The sequence below is a fragment of the Caballeronia sp. dw_19 genome (assembly GCF_018449515.1).
In the GTDB taxonomy this organism is placed as follows: domain Bacteria; phylum Pseudomonadota; class Gammaproteobacteria; order Burkholderiales; family Burkholderiaceae; genus Caballeronia.
Genome location: NZ_JAAVUQ010000003.1, coordinates 75,941 through 96,285, shown reverse-complemented (window position 1 = coordinate 96,285; position 20,345 = coordinate 75,941). Strand labels below are relative to the sequence as shown.

General features: G+C 60.5%; 21 protein-coding genes. 10 read left to right on the top strand and 11 right to left on the bottom strand.

The window, feature by feature from the left end:
• Positions 1–88: 88 nt before the first annotated feature.
• Together HB376_RS05220 and poxB are read right to left on the bottom strand one after the other, a co-directional pair.
• Positions 89–292 carry a hypothetical protein gene (locus HB376_RS05220; protein ID WP_213762376.1) on the bottom strand — a complete coding sequence of 68 codons (204 nt, stop codon included), beginning with the start codon at positions 290–292 and terminating at the stop codon, positions 89–91.
• Positions 293–378: 86 nt separating this feature from the next.
• Complete coding sequence (gene poxB / locus HB376_RS05215; protein ID WP_213762375.1) at positions 379–2,100, bottom strand: ubiquinone-dependent pyruvate dehydrogenase; 1,722 nt, start codon at positions 2,098–2,100, stop codon at positions 379–381.
• Positions 2,101–2,445: 345 nt separating this feature from the next.
• Between poxB and HB376_RS05210 the strand changes: the two genes are divergently transcribed.
• The 3 genes from HB376_RS05210 (at position 2,446) to HB376_RS05200 (ending at position 4,501) form a co-directional block, all read left to right on the top strand.
• Complete coding sequence (locus tag HB376_RS05210) at positions 2,446–3,168, top strand: 16S rRNA pseudouridine(516) synthase (RefSeq protein WP_213762374.1); 723 nt, start codon at positions 2,446–2,448, stop codon at positions 3,166–3,168.
• Between the two features lie 156 nt (positions 3,169–3,324).
• On the top strand, positions 3,325–4,191 hold the full coding sequence (locus HB376_RS05205) for an alpha/beta hydrolase (RefSeq protein WP_213762373.1): 867 nt from the start codon (positions 3,325–3,327) through the stop codon (positions 4,189–4,191).
• 133 nt (positions 4,192–4,324) lie between these two features.
• Positions 4,325–4,501, top strand: coding sequence for a hypothetical protein (locus tag HB376_RS05200; RefSeq protein ID WP_213762372.1), 177 nt, complete (start codon positions 4,325–4,327; stop codon positions 4,499–4,501).
• Here the strand turns inward: HB376_RS05200 and HB376_RS05195 are convergent.
• Entirely contained in the window at positions 4,467–5,591 is a 1,125-nt protein-coding gene (locus HB376_RS05195; RefSeq protein WP_213762371.1) for an NAD-dependent epimerase/dehydratase family protein, read from the bottom strand. The genes HB376_RS05200 and HB376_RS05195 overlap by 35 nt on opposite strands.
• 59 nt (positions 5,592–5,650) lie before the next feature.
• On the opposite strand from HB376_RS05195, the gene HB376_RS05190 reads away from it, so the two are divergent.
• From HB376_RS05190 to HB376_RS05180, 3 genes are all read left to right on the top strand, one after another.
• The gene (locus HB376_RS05190) at positions 5,651–6,682 is read left to right on the top strand and encodes a CDP-6-deoxy-delta-3,4-glucoseen reductase (protein WP_213762370.1); all 1,032 of its coding nucleotides are present in this window, start codon (positions 5,651–5,653) and stop codon (positions 6,680–6,682) included.
• Positions 6,683–6,979: 297 nt separating this feature from the next.
• Complete coding sequence (locus HB376_RS05185) at positions 6,980–8,164, top strand: acetylornithine transaminase (RefSeq protein ID WP_213762369.1); 1,185 nt, start codon at positions 6,980–6,982, stop codon at positions 8,162–8,164.
• Complete coding sequence (locus HB376_RS05180) at positions 8,161–8,583, top strand: GNAT family acetyltransferase (RefSeq protein WP_213762368.1); 423 nt, start codon at positions 8,161–8,163, stop codon at positions 8,581–8,583. The genes HB376_RS05185 and HB376_RS05180 overlap by 4 nt, the downstream gene beginning before the upstream one ends.
• A gap of 75 nt (positions 8,584–8,658) precedes the next feature.
• Here HB376_RS05180 and HB376_RS05175 read toward each other — a convergent pair whose 3' ends face one another.
• The 7 genes from HB376_RS05175 to HB376_RS05145 form a co-directional block, all read right to left on the bottom strand.
• Positions 8,659–9,363: an ABC transporter ATP-binding protein gene (locus tag HB376_RS05175; protein ID WP_089163536.1), complete on the bottom strand. Its 705-nt coding sequence runs from the start codon at positions 9,361–9,363 to the stop codon at positions 8,659–8,661.
• 29 nt (positions 9,364–9,392) lie between these two features.
• A complete protein-coding gene (locus HB376_RS05170; RefSeq protein ID WP_213762367.1) occupies positions 9,393–10,169 on the bottom strand; it encodes an ABC transporter ATP-binding protein in 777 nt (258 codons plus the stop codon).
• Between the two features lie 24 nt (positions 10,170–10,193).
• Positions 10,194–11,363, bottom strand: coding sequence for an ABC transporter ATP-binding protein (locus HB376_RS05165; RefSeq protein ID WP_213762366.1), 1,170 nt, complete (start codon positions 11,361–11,363; stop codon positions 10,194–10,196).
• A 15-nt stretch (positions 11,364–11,378) separates the two neighbouring features.
• Positions 11,379–12,329, bottom strand: coding sequence for a branched-chain amino acid ABC transporter permease (locus tag HB376_RS05160; RefSeq protein WP_213762365.1), 951 nt, complete (start codon positions 12,327–12,329; stop codon positions 11,379–11,381).
• A 185-nt stretch (positions 12,330–12,514) separates the two neighbouring features.
• Complete coding sequence (locus tag HB376_RS05155) at positions 12,515–13,786, bottom strand: branched-chain amino acid ABC transporter substrate-binding protein (RefSeq protein WP_213762364.1); 1,272 nt, start codon at positions 13,784–13,786, stop codon at positions 12,515–12,517.
• A 481-nt stretch (positions 13,787–14,267) separates the two neighbouring features.
• Positions 14,268–15,224 carry a 4-hydroxy-3-methylbut-2-enyl diphosphate reductase gene (gene ispH, locus HB376_RS05150; protein ID WP_089163464.1) on the bottom strand — a complete coding sequence of 319 codons (957 nt, stop codon included), beginning with the start codon at positions 15,222–15,224 and terminating at the stop codon, positions 14,268–14,270.
• A gap of 2 nt (positions 15,225–15,226) precedes the next feature.
• On the bottom strand, positions 15,227–15,682 hold the full coding sequence (locus HB376_RS05145; RefSeq protein WP_213762363.1) for a peptidylprolyl isomerase: 456 nt from the start codon (positions 15,680–15,682) through the stop codon (positions 15,227–15,229).
• A gap of 447 nt (positions 15,683–16,129) precedes the next feature.
• Between HB376_RS05145 and radC the strand changes: the two genes are divergently transcribed.
• The 4 genes from radC (at position 16,130) to nadB (ending at position 19,387) form a co-directional block, all read left to right on the top strand.
• A complete protein-coding gene (radC, locus tag HB376_RS05140; RefSeq protein WP_158936826.1) occupies positions 16,130–16,810 on the top strand; it encodes a DNA repair protein RadC in 681 nt (226 codons plus the stop codon).
• 329 nt (positions 16,811–17,139) lie between these two features.
• A complete protein-coding gene (gene rpmB, locus HB376_RS05135) occupies positions 17,140–17,373 on the top strand; it encodes a 50S ribosomal protein L28 (protein WP_031359861.1) in 234 nt (77 codons plus the stop codon).
• A gap of 11 nt (positions 17,374–17,384) precedes the next feature.
• Positions 17,385–17,552, top strand: coding sequence for a 50S ribosomal protein L33 (rpmG, locus tag HB376_RS05130; RefSeq protein ID WP_006478046.1), 168 nt, complete (start codon positions 17,385–17,387; stop codon positions 17,550–17,552).
• A gap of 236 nt (positions 17,553–17,788) precedes the next feature.
• Positions 17,789–19,387 carry an L-aspartate oxidase gene (gene nadB / locus HB376_RS05125; RefSeq protein WP_213762361.1) on the top strand — a complete coding sequence of 533 codons (1,599 nt, stop codon included), beginning with the start codon at positions 17,789–17,791 and terminating at the stop codon, positions 19,385–19,387.
• A 150-nt stretch (positions 19,388–19,537) separates the two neighbouring features.
• Here nadB and hutG read toward each other — a convergent pair whose 3' ends face one another.
• A complete protein-coding gene (hutG, locus tag HB376_RS05120; RefSeq protein ID WP_213762360.1) occupies positions 19,538–20,338 on the bottom strand; it encodes an N-formylglutamate deformylase in 801 nt (266 codons plus the stop codon).
• Positions 20,339–20,345: the final 7 nt, after the last annotated feature.

Sequence of the window (20,345 nt, the reverse complement as noted above, 5' to 3'; positions counted from 1 at the left end):
TACTGTGGTTGACCCTTGTCGTCGGTACCCATGGCTGAAGCAGATGAGATGCGGCAGCCGATGCGCCCTTCAGGTGCGATGCCTTGTCTTACTTGGCCGCCGTACCGCTTGCGCCCGATGCTGCCTTCTTCTTATGCTTGAAGTGCGGCAGATGCGGCTTGGGTTCTTTCGGGCTGACAGCAGGCTTGCTTTCGTCAGTCTTCGAACCACCACCCGCACCTTGAGCCATTGCCGTGCCTGCGAACGCGAATGCGAGCGCACCAACCATTGCAATTTGCGAGAACTTCTTCATTTGCCAATCTCCCTGGAGTGTTGAATCGATTGCAGCATCGCATTGTTGTTCGAAATGTAAAGAAATTCAACGAATTCAGAATATTCCTATCGGAAATTGGTCTTGGCTAGCTCCACGATTTCGTCGCCGCGACCATTCAGGATCGCGCGCAACATATAAAGGCTGAAGCCTTTGGCCTGCGCCAATTCCACTTTGGGCGGCATCGCCAGCTCATGCTTTGATGTCACCACATCCACGAGCGCCGGCCCGGGATAAGCGAAAGCCTTTTGCAGAGCCTCTGCGATGTCCTCGGACTCCTCTACCCGGATGCTGAAAATGCCCGCACCCTGAGCGATGGCGGCGAAGTCCGTTTTGGCCAGATCGACGTTGGTATCGAGGTAACCGGCGGCCTTGAGCTCCATGGAAACGAAGCCGAGCAGACTGTTGTTATAAACCACCACTTTGATCGGCAGGTCGAGTTGGCGGGCGCTGAGCAAGTCGCCGAGCAGCATCGATAAACCGCCATCGCCCGAGAGCGAGATCACCTGGCGCCCCGGATTCGCGCCTTGGGCGCCGAGCGCCTGCGGCATCGCGTTTGCCATGGAGCCGTGGTTGAACGAGCCGTGAAGCTGGCGTTTGCCGTTCATCGTGAGGTAACGCGCGGCCCAGACGGTCGGCGTGCCGACATCGACGGTAAAAATGGCGTCTTCCGAGGCGGCTTCGTTAATCAGCTTCGTCAGGTATTGCGGATGAATCGCGTTACCCGGGCCTGACGGCGTGGCGAGTTCATCGAGTCCCTTTCGCGCCGTTGCATAGTGCTTGCGGGCGGTATCGATGAACTTGCGGTCAGACTTGCGCGTGAGCTTCGGCAGGACCGCCGCGATGGTCTCCTTGACCGTGCCGACCAGCCCAAGCGCGAGCGGCGCGCGCGAGCCGAGCTTCGAGCCGCGCCAGTCGATCTGGATGATCTTGGCGTCGGCGGGATAGAACGGCCGGTAGGGGAAATCGCAGCCGAGCAGCAGCAGCGTGTCGCACGACATCATCGCGTGATAGCCGGAGCTGAAACCGATCAGCCCCGTCATGCCGACGTCGTACGGGTTGTCCCATTCAATGAACTGCTTGCCGCGCATGGCGTGGACGACCGGTGCGCCCAGCACGTCCGCGAGCGCAACCACTTCGTCGTGCGCGCCCGCGGTGCCGCTGCCGCACATCAGCGTCACCGCTTCCGAGTCGTTCAGCATGGCCGCGAGCCGGTCGATATCGATGTCCGACGGGAGGATGGTCGACGGTCCCGTGGCGGACCAGCCGGGCTTTTCCGTCGGCGCGTCGCTCAACGCAACATCGCCGGGTAACACGATCACCGCGACGCCGCGCTCTTCGATCGCCGTGCGCATCGCGCGTGCGAGCACGCGGGGAAACTGCGCGGCGCTCGACACCAGTTCAACGTAATGGCTGCATTCCTTGAACAGCGCGGTGGGATGCGTCTCCTGAAAGTAGCCAAGCCCGATCTCGGTCGACGGAATATGCGCGGCAATCGCCAGCACCGGCTGCTGGTTGCGGTGGCAGTCATACAAGCCATTGATCAGGTGCAGGTTACCCGGGCCGCAACTGCCGGCGCACACGGCAAGCTTGCCAGTGGATGCGGCGTCGGCACCTGCCGCAAACGCGGCCACTTCCTCGTGGCGGGTGTGCATCCATCGAATGGAGCCGAGCTGCTCGAGGCTGTAGGCGAGCCCGTTCAGGCTGTCACCAGTTACGCCCCAGATACGTTCGACGCCTGCTGCCGCCAGCGTCCTGGCCAAAAATTCCGCAACCGTGTTTCTTGCCATGTCCTGCTCCTTGGGTGAAAAGAGGGATCGGAGTGCTCGATCGGGTGCCGGATTGTCAGCATCCTTTCGTCATACGCGTGGAACGGGTCAAAACGGCTCAAAGCGAAAAGCATAAACGTCACGCAGGGGATCAACTATGAAAAAACCTTAATCGCCTGCTTTACGGATGGCCGACGATAGAGGCTGAGGGTCGATGCGCCGGTATGCAATGCATTCAACAGGGCCCTCGTTCATGATGTGCTCACCTAAATCCCGGTGTTGCTCGGCGGCCGCCGCAAGGGATCGAAGCACGCGGGTTGCTAGAATGTCCGTCCCTTCTTTCTGCCTGAGCCAAGAACCACCCTGATGGATCTCGAACGCATTCTTTTCACGCAGGGTTTCGGCTCGCGCCGCCAATGCCGCGCGCTGATAGCCGATGGCCGCGTGTCCATCGCGGGCTCGTCCTGTAGCAATGCCGCCAATGCCACGATCGACATTGCGTCCGACACGCTCGCGTCATTCGAGTTTCAAGTCGATGGCGCGACATGGCGATATCGGGAGAAAGCGTATCTGGTACTGAACAAGCCGCCGGGCTACGAGTGCTCACGTGATCCGCAGCACCACCTGAGCGTCTTTCACCTATTGCCGCCACGGTTGACCGAGCGCGGCGTGCAATGCGTGGGACGTCTGGATCAGGACACGACCGGCCTTCTGCTCCTCTCCGATGACGGCGCGTTCGTGCATGCGTTCACATCGCCGAAACGCAAGGTACCGAAGGTGTATCTGGCGACCACGCGCCATCCACTGGACGATGCTCAACTCTTGGCGTTGCGCAATGGCGTCTTGCTGCATGGCGAATCGCAACCCGTTGCAGCAGTCAGCGCCGAACAGCGCGACGAGCGACAGCTCGAGCTTTCGGTGCTCGAAGGCAAGTATCACCAGGTGAAGCGGATGGTTGCGGCGGCGGGGAACCGCGTGGAGAAATTGCATCGGGAGCGTATTGGCGGGTTTGCTCTGCCCGATGAGCTGGCCGAGGGTCAATGGCGCTGGCTGGACGATGCAGACCTCGCCATGCTCAGGCATTGCTGATGCATTCCTGACGCGCTTCGTGTGGCATATTCGCGCGACAGCGCGCGAAGTCACGATCACGGCGGGTTTAACGTCTCCATCAGAGCAGCCCAACGCGCTGCATCCATCCGGGCGCTTCGAGCGTAGAAGGTGGCATCCCCCTGCTTTTCGACATTTATGCCCACACAACAAAAACGCCGCATCGTGACATTGGGTCTTGCCAGCCTCGGCGCGGCGCTCGCCGCCTGCAGTCCCGTCAAACTTTTGAACGCCGCGATCCCGTCGAGTGGTTACAGGAAAACGTCAGATATCGCGTACGGAAACGATCCGCGCCAGGTACTCGATGTCTACGTACCCGCCGCCGCGCCGACTAGCGTGCCGCGCCCGGTTGTCGTCTTTTTCTACGGCGGAAGCTGGCAGACCGGCAATCGCGGCAATTATCTGTTTGTCGCGCAGGCGTTGACCTCGCGCGGCTACGTGGCCGTGCTGCCTGACTACCGTACGTATCCGGAAACGGCGTTTCCTGGTTTTGTCGATGATGCGGCGGCGGCCGCGCGCTGGACCCGCGACCACGCGCATGAATTCGGCGGCGATCCGTCGCGGCTGTTCGTCATGGGCCACTCAGCAGGCGCTCATCTGGCTGCGCTGATCGCGACCGATCCGCGTTATCTCGCTTCGCAATCGATGTCGAAAGCCGACTTGCGCGGGGTGATCGGCCTGGCTGGACCTTACGATTTCCTGCCGCTCACGGATCCCACGCTATTCGACGTATTTCCAGAAAGCACGCGCGCCGAGAGCCAGCCGATCAATTTCGTCACCGGCCACGAGCCGCCCATGTTCCTTGCAGCCGGCACGGACGACACCGTCGTCGATCCTGGCAATACCGACCGTCTGGCGGCCATGCTGCGCAAACATGGCGACTCGGTGGAGGTCAAACATTACGACGGCTTCGGTCATATCCGGATTGTTTCAGCGCTGGCGTTGCCGTTGCGTGGACGCTCCACCGTGCTCGCGGATATATCGGCGTTCATCGATTCGCAATAACCGCAGCATTACGCTCGCCGTGGCAATTCCATAGGTGTTAACACAATACGCTGACGCCGCACTGCAGCATGGCTTTCTTACGACGAAAATCTATACTGCTTACACGACCATTAAAAGAAGCAGGAGGGCCACCATGGCCGCTCACACGACCATTGCAATGATTGCGTTCGTTGCCGTCAGCGTGTTGTTTATCGTCGGATTGCTGGTGACAATGCATCGGCACCATCGCTATCAACCCAACCTGATTGGTGCGCTGATCGGGGCCTTGCTGTGCTTCATCCTGCTGGAGACGCTGCCGGTACTGATGTAACGGCCGGATGAACGATCGCCTGGCGCAAGAAGTCGCCGATGCTCGGATAACGCAGCGCGTAACGCATTTCGTCTCGCAGCCGGGTGTTCTGCAGACGTCGCGATTCGCGCATGAACGAGAGCATCATCGGCTCGAGTTGCGCCTCCGCCTGCTCGCGCGAAACACGGGGAACGCGCGGCAAGCCGAACGCATCGGCAACCAGGTCGAAATAATCCCCCATGCGCAAGTCGCTGTCGTCCGATGCATGCACCACGCGCTGCGGCCGCGCTCGCCGGATCGCGAGTACGAGAATGGCGGCGAGATCGTCGGCGTGGATATGGTTGGTGTAGACATCATCGGCCGGCGCAAGCGCCGGCGTCCTCTTGTGCAGTCGTGCCAGCGGCAGACGGTTGCCGGCGTAGATCCCGGGAATCCGCACAATCGATGCACTCAGCACGCCGCGCCGCGTAGCGCCCCGCAATTGCGTTTCCGCCGATACACGTCGTTTCGCGCGTGCGTTGTCCGGCCTGACCGGGCGCGTCTCATCGATACACGCCCCGCCACAATCGCCGTAAACCCCCGACGTGCTCGCGTAAATCAGGCGGATCCGCGCCCGGCGCGCGGCGGCGCCCGAAACCCGGTCGGGTACAATAGACGCTCTTTTTATGGCTTTGGCGTGCGCGTTGCCGCCCATTCTGACGGTCGCAGGCATAGCGCTTTTGAAGGTCGCACGAAACCATCCGCGCCATGCCCGCTGACGGGCCACGGCGCGGGTCGCCTCGCGCGCAACGGAGCGTCGCGGCGCAATCAACGCGGCAATCAGCGCGCGGGTCCTGCTGTCGTCGTCGCCGGTTTTCTGCGGTGGCGCGAGATGCAGCACCGTGGATGCAAGACCGGCCAGCCGTCGCAGGCTGCGGCGCTCGTCAAGGTTAGCAATCAACGGTGTTGTGCCTGCGGCGCGCAATTCGGCTACGCGCGCGGGTTGACTTGAAAGTGCGATCACGCGAGGCGCGGCAGCACGGTGGGCGAGAAGCGGCACGCAACGCAGGCCGACATCGCCGCAACCGGCAATCAGCACGCGCGCGCGGCGTAGTTTTCGAGTGGCTATCATGCTGTCGATTGTAGCCGCGACAGCTTTTGCATTTGTCTCATCCAACTCATCCAGGATCTATGGCTTTCAACGTAACGCTCCGGCAAAGCGGCCGGCAGTTTCAGGTAGAACCCGACGAAGCGGTGCTGCTCGCCGCCCTGCGTCAGGGCATAGGACTTCCCTACGGCTGCAAGAACGGAGCCTGTGGTTCATGCAAGGGCACGGTTGTGTCCGGCGAAGTCGAGCAGGCGCCGCATTCGTCGTCGGCGTTGTCCAACGACGAGAAAACCCGCGGCATGGCCCTGCTGTGCTGCGCGACGCCCAAGGGCGACCTGACGATCGACATACGCGAAGTGGCAGGTGTAGGCGACATTCAGGTCAAGAAGCTGCCTTGCCGGGTGAACGCGCTGGAACGCAAGGCAGCCGACGTCATTGAACTGAAGCTGCAATTGCCGGCCAACGAACGGCTGCAATACCTGGCTGGCCAGTACATCGAATTCATTTTGAAGGACGGCAAGCGCCGCAGCTATTCGATGGCGAGCCCGCCGCACCACGAAGGCCCGATCGAGTTGCACGTTCGCCACATGCCTGGCGGCACCTTCACGGACCACGTGTTCGGCACCATGAAAGAGCGCGACATTCTGCGCTTCGAAGGCCCGCTCGGCACGTTCTTCCTGCGTGAAGATTCAGAGAAGCCCATCGTGCTGCTCGCTTCCGGCACGGGCTTCGCGCCAATCAAGGCAATCATTGAACATGCTGTGTTCAAGAACCTGAACCGGCCCATGACCCTCTATTGGGGCGGCCGCCGCAAGCAGGACCTGTACATGATGGACATGGCCGAGCAGTGGGCGAAAGATGTACCGAACTTCTCGTTCGTGCCGGTGCTCTCGGAACCCGATGAAAGCGATGCGTGGACCGGACGTACGGGCTTTGTTCATCGTGCTGTCATCGAAGATCTGCCAGACTTGAGCGGCTATCAGGTGTACGCGTGCGGCGCGCCGGTGATGGTGGAATCGGCGCAACGCGATTTCACGAGTCATCACCGCTTGCCGGAGGACGAGTTCTACGCCGATTCGTTCACCAGCGCGGCGGATCTGGCCAATCCGGTTTAGGCGCACCAAAGCCTGCGAGTGTGGCGGCTCGACAAAAAATCGGGCCGACATGGTTTACACGCAGGAACTTCGTAACGTATTCTTCGCGAATGCTCAAGATTTACGCCACTCTTCGACGTCGCCGCTCGCCGCTCCCCTAGGGATGCCGCTGGCTCGTCACGGATTGGCGCTTGAGTTTTCGAACCAGCGCACACTTCGCCACCATGAAGCCACGGAATTCCGTGGCTTTTTGCATTCTTAGTTCGGTTTTTTATCTCGCCACTTTTTTTACTTGCTGTTTTCGTGGAGCCCGCCGTCATGAATTTCCAAGAGTACCCCGTCGAATCGCTGATGTTTATCACGAACCGTCCTGAGATCGTGTTCACCCACGGCAAGGGTTCCTGGCTCTACGACAACAACGAGAAACGATACCTCGACTTCATCCAGGGATGGGCGGTGAATAGTCTGGGTCATTGCAACGACGGCATGATCGAAGCCATGGACAAACAGGCTCGCACGCTGATCAACCCGTCGCCGGCTTTCTACAACGCGCCGATGGCCCAGCTCGCCGCCTTGCTGACCGCCAACAGCTGCTTCGACAAAGTGTTCTTCGCCAACAGCGGCGCCGAAGCCAACGAAGGCGCGATCAAGCTTGCGCGCAAGTGGGGCAAGAAGTTCAAGGGCGGCGCGTACGAGATCATCACGTTCGATCACAGCTTCCACGGCCGGACTTTGGCAACCATGTCGGCCAGCGGCAAGCCGGGCTGGGACACCCTCTATGCACCGCAGGTGCCGGGTTTTCCGAAGGCCGATCTGAACGACATCGCATCGGTGGAAAAGCTCATCACCGATAAAACCGTCGGCGTGATGCTCGAACCTATCCAGGGCGAAGGCGGCGTGATCCCGGCCACCCGCGAGTTCATGCAGGCTTTGCGCGCGCTGACGGAGAAGCATGGGTTGCTGTTGATCGTCGATGAAGTGCAAAGCGGTTGCGGTCGCGCCGGCACCTTGTTCGCGTATGAATTTTCGGGCGTGGAGCCGGACATCATGACGCTCGGCAAGGGCATTGGCGGCGGCGTGCCGCTGGCCGCGCTGCTTTCGACCAAGGAAGTGGCGTGCTTCGAACCCGGTGACCAGGGCGGCACGTACAACGGCAATCCGCTGATGACGGCGGCGGGTTTTTCGGTGATTTCGCAACTGACGGCGCCGGGTTTTCTCGAAGGCGTGCGGGAACGCGGCGAGTATCTGAAGGCGCAGTTGTTGCAGCTTTCGGAAGAACGCGGTTTTAACGGCGAACGCGGCGAAGGTTTGCTGCGCGCGTTGCTGCTCAATAACGACAACGGTCCGAAGATCGTCGAAATGGCGCGCGACATGGGACCGGATGGTTTGCTTCTGAACGCAGCGCGGCCGAACCTGCTGCGCTTCATGCCGGCGCTGAACGTGACGAAGGACGAGATCGACCAGATGATGTCGATGCTGCGCTCCGTGCTGGACGCGCTTTGATTATCCGGGTCTTCGATGAGCGCGACACGCAGGCCGTGCTCGCGCTCTGGGCACAAGCGTTTCCCGAATACGCCACGCCTGGCAAACCGCAGCGTGATCCGCGTTTATCGATTCGAAACAAGCTCGCCATGCAGCCGGAGTTCTTCTTCGTCGGCATGCTGGAAGAGCGTCTGATCGGCACGGTGATGGCGGGTTACGACGGGCATCGCGGATGGATGTATTCGCTCGCGGTCGCCGAGGATCAACGCGGTAATGGTTATGCCCGTGCGCTGGTTGAACATGCGGAACGCGCGCTTGCCGCCATCGGATGTCCGAAGCTGAATTTGCAGATCATGGCGAACAAGCCTGAAACCCAGGCGTTTTACGCGAAGCTCGGTTATCAGAGGGATGAAGTGATCAGCCTCGGTAAGCGGCTTTGAACTTTTGATCGCGCATTAAAAAAGCCGCATGCCCTTCTTCAAAGGCATGCGGCTTCTTCATTCAACAATGCCGACTCATTCACCCAAGTAAGCAGCCCGGACCTTCGGATCATCCAGCATGGTCTTCGCGTCACCCGACATGGTGACCAGACCCGAATCCATCACGTACCCACGATTCGCCGCCTGCAACGCCAGCCGCGCGTTCTGCTCGACCAGCAACACTGTCAGCCCTTCGCCCGAAATCTCACGCACCACCTCGAAGATCTTCTCGACCATGATCGGCGAGAGACCCATCGACGGTTCGTCGAGGAGCAACAGCTTCGGCCGCGACAACAGCGCACGCGCCATGGCCAGCATCTGCTGTTCACCGCCCGACAACGTGCCCGCATACTGCGACGCCCGCTCTTTCAGCCGCGGAAAGAAGCCGAACATGCGGTCGGTGTCCTTGTCGATTTCGTCCTTGTCGTTACGCAAGTACGCGCCCATCTGCATGTTTTCAAGAATCGACATGCGCGCGAAAATGCCCCGTCCTTCCGGCACCATCGCGAGGCCGCGCTTGAGCAATTCATGCGACGGCACGCCCTTGATCGACTGGCCCATGTATTCGATATCGCCAGCCGAATACGCCTTCAGACCCGTGATGGCTTTCATCGTGGTCGTCTTGCCCGCGCCGTTCGCGCCGATCAGCGTCACGAGTTCGCCCTGGCCGACTTCCAGGTCCACGCCCTTGACGGCGTGAATACCACCGTAGCTGACCTGCAGGCCCTTGATCTTCAACATTGCGCCGTTCGCGCCATTCATCGTAGCCATCAGTGAACCCCTGCCCCGAGATAAGCCTCGATCACCTTCGGGTCCTTCTGCACGTCCTGCGGCAGACCCTCGGCGATCACCTTGCCGTAATCGAGCACCGTCATCCGGTTGCACAATCCCATCACCAGTTTCACATCGTGTTCGATCAAGAGGATCGTGCGGCCGTCGCTGCGAATCTTGTCGAGCAGGCGCGTAAGTTCCACCTTCTCCGTCGCGTTCATGCCGGCGGCGGGTTCATCGAGTGCGAGCAGCTTCGGATCGGTGGCAAGCGCGCGCGCAATTTCCAGCCGGCGCTGGTGCCCGTACGACAGGTTGCGCGACGTGTAATCCGCGTATTGCAACACGCCCACATACTCCAGCAACTCCAGCGCGCGCTCCTTGATTTCCTTCTCTTCGCGACGCTCCGACGGCGTCTGCAATACCGCGCCGATCAGGCCGTGCTTCGTTCGCACGTGGCGTCCGACCATCACGTTCTCGAGCGCCGTCATGCCGCCGAACAGACGAATGTTCTGGAAGGTACGCGCAATGCCTGCCTTCGCCACCTGATGCACGGCGGTCGGCGTGTAAGGCGTGCCATCGAGCACGAACGAACCCGAATCCGGTGTGTACAAGCCCGTGATCACGTTGAAGAACGTGGTCTTGCCTGCGCCGTTCGGGCCGATCAGGCCGTAGATTTCGCCTTCCCTGATTTCCAGGCCAACTTCAGCCAGTGCCTGCAAGCCGCCGAAGCGCTTGTTCACGCCCTTCACGGACAGTCGAATGGGTTTTTCGCTCATTGTTTTTTCTCCGCTGCTCGGGGCTTAGGCACGCACCGGCTTCTTGCCAGCGCGCTTCGCAATCTTCGCGATCTTGTCTTCGTGTTTCGGAGACGGCCACAGGCCTTCCGAGCGATACAGCATGATCAGCACCATCGCGAGACCGTAGAGCAACTGGCGGATGACTTCGGTGTCCACGATCTGATGACCGAAGATGAAGTTCTGCAGCGGACCCATAGTCGAGCGCAGGAATTCGGGGAACACGGCGAGCAGCACCGCGCCCAGGATCACGCCTGGAATGTGGCCCATGCCGCCCAGCACCACGCAGGCCAGCACCACGATGGATTCCCAGAACGTGAACGATTCCGGCGAGACGAATCCCTGGAACGTACCGAACATCGCGCCCGACAAACCGCCGAATGACGCGCCCATCGCGAAGGCCAGCAGCTTCACGTTACGGGTGTTGATGCCCATCGCCTTGGCGGCGATTTCGTCTTCGCGGATCGCGGCCCACGCGCGGCCAATACGCGAATGCTGCAAGCGTACGCACACGAAGATCACGAACAGCGAACACAGCACGAACAGGTAGTAATAGTTGTAAACCGAGGGGAAGTTGAACCCGAACAACGAATGGGACTTCGATAAATCGAAGCCGAACAGCGACACCGGATCAACGCCCGTAATCCCCTTCGGCCCGTTCGTGATGTTGATCGGACGATCCAGGTTGTTCATGAAGATCCGGACGATTTCCCCGAAGCCCAACGTCACGATAGCGAGGTAATCGCCGCGCAGACGCAGCGTCGGTGCACCGAGCAGCACGCCGAAGGTGGCCGCCAGCGCCATCGCGCACGGCACGATGATCCAGAACGGCGTATGCAGGCCATTGGGGAACAGGTGCGCGATCCACTCGAACTGAGTGGTGAGTTGCGGCGAGGACAGCAATGCAGCCACGTATGCGCCCACCGCGTAAAACGCGATGTAGCCCAAGTCCAGCAGGCCGGCAAAACCCACCACCACGTTCAGGCCAAGTGCCAACATCACGTACAGCATCGCGAAGTCGAGCACGCGGACCCAGTAATTGCCGCCGGCCGCGCCGATCAACATGGGCGCGAGGATCACGAGCGCGGTAACCAGCACCGTGACGGCGTAATTCTTCGCCGTTTTTCTTTCAGGGATGAGCGTGGTCGACGGCTCGATCGGTTGAATTGAAGTCATGCTTGGTCTCCCTGTTTAAGCGCGATCTGCGACACGTTCGCCGAGCAGGCCGGACGGACGGAACACCAGTACAACGATCAGCACGATGAACGCGAACACGTCCTGGTAGTTACTGCCGAACACACCGCCCGTCAAATTGCCGATATACCCGGCACCCAGTTGTTCGATCAGGCCGAGCAGCACGCCGCCCACCATCGCGCCGCCCAGGTTGCCGATCCCCCCCAGCACCGCCGCCGTGAATGCCTTCAACCCAGGGATGAAGCCCATGTAGAAGTGCGCGTTGCCGTATTCGGAGGCGATCATCACACCGGCGAGCGCAGCAAGCGCGGAGCCGATCATGAAGGTCGCGGAGATCACGAAATTAGGGTTGACCCCCATCAGGCTCGCGACGCCCGGATTCTCGGCAATGGCGCGCATCGCGCGGCCGAGTTTCGTCTTGTGCACGAGCAGCAGCAAGCCGCCCATCACGAGGAACGCCACCACGATAATCACGATTTCCGTCATCGAAATGACGGCGCCCGGACGATCGGCGGTGGCCGTAATCACGTTGATCGGATCGGTCGGCAGCAGTTGCGGGAAGGCCAGCGGATTGCGGCCCCAGATCATCATGGCCAGCGTCTGGAGAAGAATCGATACGCCGATAGCCGTAATCAGCGGCGCAAGACGCGGCGCCCGACGCAAGGGCCGGTAAGCCACGCGTTCGATGGTGTAGCCGACCAGCGCGCAGACGACCGCGGCAACCAGTAGCGCGATGACCAGCACCAACGCTAACGGCATGCCCGGGAAGTGGTTCTGCATGACGCCGATGGCGGACAGCGCGACCATGGCGCCGACCATCAGCACGTCCCCGTGAGCGAAGTTGATGATGCCGAGAATCCCGTACACCATCGTGTAACCCAACGCGATGATGGCGTAGACGCTGCCAAGCACCAGCCCGTTGATAATCTGCTGGATGAAGATATCCATTGAAGGCTCCTTAGCCCGTGCGACTAGATTTACGCTTTATCGCTGGCCGATAAACCGAAGGGAAGAAAAAAACGCAACCGCACCGCGCGTACTTGAAAAAAAACTCTAAAACGTCTGAAAGTGACTACGAATCGAGGGGTTGCTCAACCAGGTGTGCATTCGCCGCGCGGCGCCGCAACACACGGTTACGGCGTGATGACGTCAATGACGTTCTTCTTGTTATCCTTGAAATCGATTAGCGTAATTGCGCCGCCGCCTTTCAAATCACCTTTGTCATCGAATGCAATGTGCCCTGTCAGCCCATTGAAATCCGTCGATGCAATCGCGGCAAGCACCTTTGGCGCTTCAATCGAATTGGCCCGCTTCATGGCGTCGACAATCACATATACGGCGTCATAGGTGAACGGTGCGTAGCTCTGGACCGGCAGATGGAAACGGGCTTCATAGCGCTGCGCGAAATCCCCGCCCTTGTCCAGCTTCGACACGTCCACGCCAAGTTCCGAGCACACCACGTTCGGCGCTGCGTTGGCCGCGAGCGTGGCCATGTCGGCGGAACACATGCCGTCACCGCCAAGAATCTTCGCCTTGATGCCCATCGCCGCAGCCTGTTTGGCAAACGGTCCACCGGTCACGTCCATGCCGCCGAACATCACCGCGTCGGGCTGGACGTGCTTGATCTTGTTCAAGATCGCCTTGAAATCGCGCGCTTTTTCGCTCGTCACCTCGTGACCCGTAATGCGGCCGCCGCCTGCGACCACAGCCTTGGCAAACTCGTTCGCGAGACCCCGGCCGTAGAGCGTGGCGTCATCGACGACCACGATTTTTCGCGCGTGCAGGGTCTTGAGCGCATAAGTCGCCAGCACTGGCCCCTGGCGCGCGTCCGTCGGCACCACACGGAACGTTGTTTTGTACCCTTGCTGCGTGAACGCGGGGTTGGTCGTCGCACCCGAGATCTGCGCCACATCCGCGTCGCTGTAGATCTTCGATGCCGGAATCGACACGCCCGAATTCAAATGTCCGACCACCGCCACCACGTGGTCAGCCACCAGTTGCTGCGCCGCTGCAATGCCCTTCTTGGGATCGGCTGCGTCGTCCTGCGTGTCCAGTTCGAGATGAATCGCGTGACCGTCGATAGTCAGTCCCTGAGCACTGATTTCCTCGATGGCCAGCCTTGCGCCGTTTTCGTTGTCCTGCCCAAGATGGGCCAGCGGTCCGCTAAGCGGCGCGACGTGCCCGATCCTGACGATAGTCGCGGTGCTGGCCGGTACGGGCGCGGAGGCCGCAGCCACCGATGCCGCTGATGCCGGCACGGCCGTCGCACTTCCCCCCACACTCGCCGAGGCTTCCGGCACCGCCGACGCCCCCGCAGCCTGCTCGTTGTCACTCTTTTTGCTGCACGCCGTTGCCATCGCAACTGCAGCCGCAATGGTCACGACAAAGCCAAACTTAATTCGCATTCAATTGGTCTCCGGCGCCCTGAGAAGCTGATGTTTCCAGCCCATCCGGCTTGGAACGCGCGCATTGTAACTCGGTTTTTGAGACGTGCAATATTGTTCAGCGACAGGGGTTTTCCTCCATTGCAACCCTCTCTTTGGCCTCTGGCGGAGGTCTTGGAGCAACCCGGTTGCGCCCCGCCTCGGTGCGCAAGTTGCACCATTGACTGGCATCGTGGGTAAACACCAATGCGTTGCATTGCTTTGGCGGCCATGCGAATTCGCGAAAACGCACTTTCATGGTGCGAGTGCAAAATCAGCCGGTCAATCCGGGCGTTCTCGTAGCGACCCTGGCGGTGTGCTCGCGGGTGCGACGTTTGGGCGCGACATTTTCGAAGCGCAGAAATAAAAAGCCGCGCCAACACGGGTTGGAGCGGCCTCTCAATACAATTTCGACTTTCGCCTCTAATTCAGGAACGAAGGACGACGCTTCGCGGATGGCGCGTCACCCCGGCAGCGTCAATCCACGCGGCAGCGGAAACGAAACCGTCTCCTCGATCCCTTCCAGCGGGCGCACGTTTCGCACTCCCAGCTCCCGCAACCGCGCGATCACGGCTTGCGCCAGCACTTCGGGCGCCGACGCGCCCGCCGTCACGCCGATGCGCTTTTTGCCTTCCACCCATTTCGGGTCGATTTGCGTGGGGGAATCCACCATATAGGCGGGGATTCCGCGCTTTTCAGCGACTTCACGCAGCCGGCTTGAATTCGAGCTGTTCGGGCTGCCGACCACGATCACCACATCGCATTGAGGCGCGAGAAACTTCACCGCGTCCTGACGATTCTGCGTGGCGTAGCAAATATCCTGCTTCTTCGGCTCTTTTACCGACGGGTATTTCAACTTCAATGCACCGATGATCGCGGAGGCGTCATCCACTGACAGCGTGGTTTGCGTCACGTACGCAATCCGGTCGGGATCGGCAAGCGTGAGCGCTTCCACGTCCTCGATATCCTCCACCAGATGCATGCCCTCACCGCTCTGTCCCATCGTACCTTCCACTTCGGGGTGTCCCTTGTGGCCGATCATCACGATATCGAAGCCTTCCTGGCGCATCTTCGCGACTTCCATGTGCACCTTGGTCACCAGCGGGCAGGTAGCGTCGAACACGCGCAAGCCGCGGGTTTCCGCTTCCGAACGCACCGCTTTCGACACGCCGTGCGCGCTGAAAATCAGCGTGCTGCCTTCAGGTGCATCCGCCAGATCTTCGATGAAGACTGCGCCTTTCTTGCGCAGATCCTCGACGACATAGGCGTTGTGCACGATCTCGTGGCGTACATAAATAGGCGCGCCAAACAACGCGATGGCCCGCTCCACGATTTCGATTGCGCGATCGACGCCGGCGCAAAAGCCGCGCGGCTGGGCCAGAAGAATTTCGACATCGAGAAGGGTGTCAGTGGAGCTCATGGCTACAGAATTCCGATGATTTTCACTTCGAACGCCAGCGCCTGGCCGGCAAGCGGATGATTGAAATCGAACAGCGCGGAGGTCTCGCCAACCTCCTTGAGGACGCCCGCGTAACGGCCACCGCCCGGCGCATTGAATTCGACGAGGTCGCCGGGAGAAAAATTCTCACCGATCATCGCGTTCTCACGCAACGTGGCTAACGACACCCATTGCAGCATTTCCGGATTGCGCGGACCGAACCCCTGGCCAGGCATCAGCCGAAAGGTCGAGTGGTGGCCCACCTTCAGACCCAGCAGAATGTCTTCGAGCGGCGGCGCAAGATGACCGGCGCCTAATAACAGCGTGGCGGGCTTGTCGGCAAACGTGCTGACAATGTCCGCTCCATCCTCAAGCGCAAGCCGGTAATGAAGCGTGACATGCGAACCGGGTTTCACCTCGGAAATATCAATGATGCTCATGTTTGATCGTGGTAGCCGTAAAAGCCGTAATTACCTTCTCAGCCGGTCCCGCCGTCCGATAAAAGGCCGGGCGTCCAAACGGGACGCAGTCGTGGCGAAAGCTTGGCCGGCACCCGGGCACCGCGCCGCAGGAGTTGAAGCATCCGTTGGGCAAACCGCTGAACGGGCGCTCGGGGAAGTGCCAAACCTGCATTGTAAGCCACAGTACGACAGCCCCGCCTCGGTCCGAGCAATGCTCCGGCGTGATAGCCGACCGGCCGGCCAGTCGCCGCTTCCGACGCTATTTTCAATCTCGATTTCAACCTTGGTTCTGACGTTCTTTCCGCGATTGCACGCGGGCAGGAGCGTGACATGAACGCCCGGCTCGAGCTGGTGCAAAACAACGCGCCCTATTCTGCCGCCGACCTGCTCGCCGCGGAGCCTCCCGCACATATCGCGCCTGCCGTCATGCGCATGCTCGACTGGCCTGCGCGCGATCGTCCGCGCGAACGCCTGTTAAAACTGGGCGCTCAGACGTTATCGGACGCTGAGTTGCTGGCATTGTTCCTGAATACGGGCCGCCCCGGCATGACGTCCGTTGACGTGGCGCGCGACCTCCTGGTCCGGTTCGAATCAATTAGAGGCGTGCTGAGCACGACTGCGACGGAATTACGCAGGTTCGGCGGCATCGGCCCGGCGAAGGCGGCGCTGCTGCTTGCTGTCTCGGAGCTGTGCCAGCGTTCGCTCGCGGAAAAAACCCGCGACAGGCCCTTGCTGGACGCCCCGCAGGCAGTGGAAGACTATTTGAAGTGGCTGATCGGCACGCGGCCCAACGAAGTGTTCGTCACCCTTTTTCTCGACATCAGACATTGCCTGATCACCGTGGACGAGTCGGCGAAGGGGTCGATCTCTCGTGTTGCCGTTTATCCTCGCGAAATCGTGCGGCGGGCGCTCACATTAAATGCGGCCAGCCTGATCGTCGCGCATAATCACCCCTCCGGCGGCGTCGAGCCGAGCGCAAACGACCGCAGGCTGACGCGCGTGCTGCAGGACTCGCTCGCGCTGATCGACGTCCGGCTGCTGGATCATCTGGTGGTGACCTCGAACGAGGTTTTCTCGTTTTCGCGACAGGGATGGATTCCGGCATGAGTTGCAGCCGAAGTGACAGCCGAACGCTGATTTCACTGATTTAATAGCCCGCTGGCCGCAAAAGGCGGCAAAACCAAGCCTGAATGAGGCATTGCGGGCGGAAAACCGCACGAAACCTGCCCCGGACCAGATGGGCGGATACCTCGTCCGGTACCAAAAAGAGTTGATTTTGCTGGTTTTTTGCGGTTAGAATCTCGGTTTGCTTCTTTCAACCAACCTGTTCCGAGCGTACGCGGTCATCATTTCGGGCAAACCTCTCGGTAGCCCGAAGCGGTCCCAAATGTATCTGGCGTTCGAACTCAGAATTAAAGCGTATTAGGAGTGCTCTCATGGCACGTGTATGCCAAGTAACCGGGAAGGGGCCGATGAGCGGCAACAACGTTTCCCATGCGAACAACCGCACCAAGCGTCGTTTCCTGCCCAATCTGCAAAATCGCCGCTTCTTCGTTGAAAGCGAAAACCGCTGGGTTCGTCTGCGTCTCTCGAACGCCGGCCTTCGTCTGATCGACAAAAACGGCATCGACTCCGTGCTCGCAGATTTGCGCGCACGTGGCGAAGTCTAAGGAGCAGGAACATGGCCAAGGGCGCACGCGACAAGATCAAGCTGGAATCGACCGCAGGAACGGGTCACTTCTACACGACCACGAAGAACAAGCGCAACATGCCGGAAAAGATGGCGATCAAGAAGTTTGATCCCGTTGTCCGCAAGCACGTTGAATACAAAGAAACCAAGATCAAATAAGATCCGGTCTCTTTCGCTGCAGCATCACAAAAAGCCTCGCTCACGCGAGGCTTTTTGCTTTGGTGCCGGCATCCTTCCTGTCCGGCCGAACTCGTGCGCTCTGTTCGCCCTACTGGCCGAACGGCCAAGTGGCCGCGTAGCGTGGCACGCGTTATCCTTACCGACCAGGCTTTCTACATGCCACCGGCGTGAATCCCGAAAGTCGCAGCGGATAAAATTGACGGAGACAGGGCGGGATGAATTTCGACGTGGCAATTATCGGCAGCGGGCTAGCGGGCCTGAGCGTGGCGCTGAATCTGGCGGACACCCGGCGCGTGGCCATCCTCGCCAAGCGCAGCGTAAGCGAAGGCGCCAGCGACTGGGCCCAGGGCGGTATCGCGGCCGTGCTCGACTCAGCCGACAGTATCGACAACCACGTTCGCGACACGTTGATCGCCGGTGGTGGCTTGTGCGATGAGGCCGCTACCCGATTCATCGTGGAAAACGGGCGGGCGGCCATCGAATGGCTGATCAGCGAAGGCGTGCCGTTCACGAAGGATCTGTCCGCCGAACTCGGCTTTCATCTGACGCGTGAAGGCGGTCATAGTCATCGGCGAATCATTCATGCAGCCGATGCAACCGGTCACGCCGTGGTCACCACGCTCAACGAGCGCGTGCGCAATCATCCGAACATCACGGTCCTGGAAGATCATCACGCCATCGACCTGATCACGTCCGAGCGGCTCGGGTTGCCCGGGCATCGCTGTCATGGACTTTATGCGCTCGATCTTGCGAGCGGACGTACCGTCACCATCGAGGCGCCGCATACCGTGCTCGCGACCGGGGGCGCAGGCAAGGTGTATCTGTACACCACGAATCCGGATACCGCGACCGGCGATGGTATTGCGATGGCGTGGCGCGCGGGCTGCCGGGTATCGAACATGGAGTTCATCCAGTTCCATCCGACTTGCCTGTTCCATCCGTACGCGAAGTCCTTCCTGATTTCGGAAGCCGTACGCGGCGAAGGCGGCATCCTGCGCCTGCCCGACGGCACGCGGTTCATGCCCGCCCACGACGAACGCGCTGAACTCGCGCCGCGCGATATCGTCGCCCGGGCGATCGACTTCGAGATCAAGAAGCGAGGTATTGACTGCGTGTATCTCGACATCAGCCATCAGCCGGAAGCGTTCCTTCAGGAGCACTTCCCCACCATCCTTGCGCGCTGCCGCGAGTTCGGTATCGATATCACAAAACAGCCTATTCCCGTGGTGCCGGCCGCGCATTACACGTGCGGAGGCGTGGTGACCGATCTGGCCGGCCGCACCGATCGCGCCGGCCTTTATGCCGTGGGTGAGACCTCGTGCACGGGGCTTCACGGTGCGAACCGGCTGGCAAGCAACTCGCTGCTCGAATGCCTGGTGGTCGGGCGCGCGGCGGCGCAAGCCATGGAAGAGGACGGCTTCGCGGCGAGCGGCCATGCCCCCCTGCCCGCCTGGGATGAAAGCCGCGTCTCCGATCCGGACGAGGAAGTCGTGGTCGCGCACAACTGGGACGAGTTGCGGCGGCTGATGTGGAATTACGTGGGCATTGTGCGTACCGATAAACGGCTTGCACGCGCCCAGCATCGGATAGCGCTGCTGCGTGACGAGATCCACGAGTACTACGCGAACTTCAAGGTGAACCGTGACCTGCTTGAATTGCGGAACCTTGTTGATGTCGCTTCGCTGATTGTGGAAAGCGCATGCTCACGGCGCGAGAGCCGCGGTTTGCACTTCAGCCGCGACTGGCCGGAGACGTTGCCGAAGGCGCTGCCGACTGTATTGACGCCGCCGTCTGTGAGACGCAGGGGAATTTGAACGAAGGGAACCGCGGATTGCACTGCGATAGCAGGTATGCAGCAACAGCCCATTAGCTAAAAGCGAAAAAGCCATTCCAACACGAATTGGAATGGCTTTTTCGTTTCTGCCTTGGAGCAATCGGCAGCGGGAAATTTGAACCGCGCCTGGTTACGCCGAACGCACCGCATCCAGCGCGCACTGCACCAGATCCCGCATCAACGGCGCGACCCGTGCTGCGCGGGCTTCGTCATAGGCGTACGGCCGTGTCTCTTCCATATAAGTCACCTGCGACAACTCCAGCTGCACCGCGTGAATGCCGTCCTGCGGCGCTCCGTAGTGCCGCGTGATGTAACCGCCCTTGAAGCGCCCGTTAGCCACAGCCGTGTAAGCGCCCTGCCCGACTACCATCGCTTCGAGCTTTTCCGCGAGACCCGCAACCGCGCTTTCCCCGGCCGCCGTGCCGAAGTTGAAGTCAGTAAGCTTGCCGTCGAAGAAACGCGGCACGTGTGAGCGAATGGAATGCGCTTCCCACAGCAACGCTTTGCCATGCGCCGCTTTCAAACGCGCCAACTCTTCGGTCAGCGCATCGTGATACGGCCGCCAATACTTCTCGCGACGGTTGGCGATCTGCGCATCCGAAGGCGCGGCGCCCGCGAGATACAACGGTTCGCAGTTGAAAGTATCGACGGGACACAGGCCGGTCGTATCGCGTCCTGGATAAAGATTCGCGCCGTCCGGCGGACGGTTCAAGTCAATCACATAACGCGAATTCGCGGGCACGAGGATCGACGCGCCCATCTCCACCGCGAACGCGTAGAGACGTTCCAGATGCCAGTCGGTGTCATCGACTTCGCGGGCGATCGGCGTCATGGACGCGGCTATGTCGGCGGGAATCTGGGTGCCGGCATGGGGAATCGAAATCAGCAGCGGCGCAGTGCCGCGCTTCAACGTAAAAACTTGATCCGTCACAGGCGTG

Excerpts from the sequence above, each read along its gene's own strand:
- HB376_RS05185 (WP_213762369.1), top strand. The coding sequence starts at position 6,980 with ATGAATTTCCAAGAGTACCCCGTCGAATCGCTGATGTTTATCACGAAC.
- poxB (WP_213762375.1), bottom strand. The coding sequence starts at position 2,100 with ATGGCAAGAAACACGGTTGCGGAATTTTTGGCCAGGACGCTGGCGGCA.
- nadB (WP_213762361.1), top strand. The coding sequence starts at position 17,789 with ATGAATTTCGACGTGGCAATTATCGGCAGCGGGCTAGCGGGCCTGAGC.
- HB376_RS05170 (WP_213762367.1), bottom strand. The coding sequence starts at position 10,169 with ATGAGCGAAAAACCCATTCGACTGTCCGTGAAGGGCGTGAACAAGCGC.
- HB376_RS05160 (WP_213762365.1), bottom strand. The coding sequence starts at position 12,329 with ATGGATATCTTCATCCAGCAGATTATCAACGGGCTGGTGCTTGGCAGC.
- HB376_RS05145 (WP_213762363.1), bottom strand. The coding sequence starts at position 15,682 with ATGAGCATCATTGATATTTCCGAGGTGAAACCCGGTTCGCATGTCACG.
- HB376_RS05205 (WP_213762373.1), top strand. The coding sequence starts at position 3,325 with ATGCCCACACAACAAAAACGCCGCATCGTGACATTGGGTCTTGCCAGC.
- HB376_RS05190 (WP_213762370.1), top strand. The coding sequence starts at position 5,651 with ATGGCTTTCAACGTAACGCTCCGGCAAAGCGGCCGGCAGTTTCAGGTA.
- HB376_RS05165 (WP_213762366.1), bottom strand. The coding sequence starts at position 11,363 with ATGACTTCAATTCAACCGATCGAGCCGTCGACCACGCTCATCCCTGAA.
- ispH (WP_089163464.1), bottom strand. The coding sequence starts at position 15,224 with ATGAGCTCCACTGACACCCTTCTCGATGTCGAAATTCTTCTGGCCCAG.
- HB376_RS05175 (WP_089163536.1), bottom strand. The coding sequence starts at position 9,363 with ATGTTGAAGATCAAGGGCCTGCAGGTCAGCTACGGTGGTATTCACGCC.
- HB376_RS05200 (WP_213762372.1), top strand. The coding sequence starts at position 4,325 with ATGGCCGCTCACACGACCATTGCAATGATTGCGTTCGTTGCCGTCAGC.
- HB376_RS05210 (WP_213762374.1), top strand. The coding sequence starts at position 2,446 with ATGGATCTCGAACGCATTCTTTTCACGCAGGGTTTCGGCTCGCGCCGC.
- HB376_RS05195 (WP_213762371.1), bottom strand. The coding sequence starts at position 5,591 with ATGATAGCCACTCGAAAACTACGCCGCGCGCGCGTGCTGATTGCCGGT.
- rpmB (WP_031359861.1), top strand. The coding sequence starts at position 17,140 with ATGGCACGTGTATGCCAAGTAACCGGGAAGGGGCCGATGAGCGGCAAC.
- rpmG (WP_006478046.1), top strand. The coding sequence starts at position 17,385 with ATGGCCAAGGGCGCACGCGACAAGATCAAGCTGGAATCGACCGCAGGA.
- HB376_RS05155 (WP_213762364.1), bottom strand. The coding sequence starts at position 13,786 with ATGCGAATTAAGTTTGGCTTTGTCGTGACCATTGCGGCTGCAGTTGCG.
- radC (WP_158936826.1), top strand. The coding sequence starts at position 16,130 with ATGCGCATGCTCGACTGGCCTGCGCGCGATCGTCCGCGCGAACGCCTG.
- HB376_RS05220 (WP_213762376.1), bottom strand. The coding sequence starts at position 292 with ATGAAGAAGTTCTCGCAAATTGCAATGGTTGGTGCGCTCGCATTCGCG.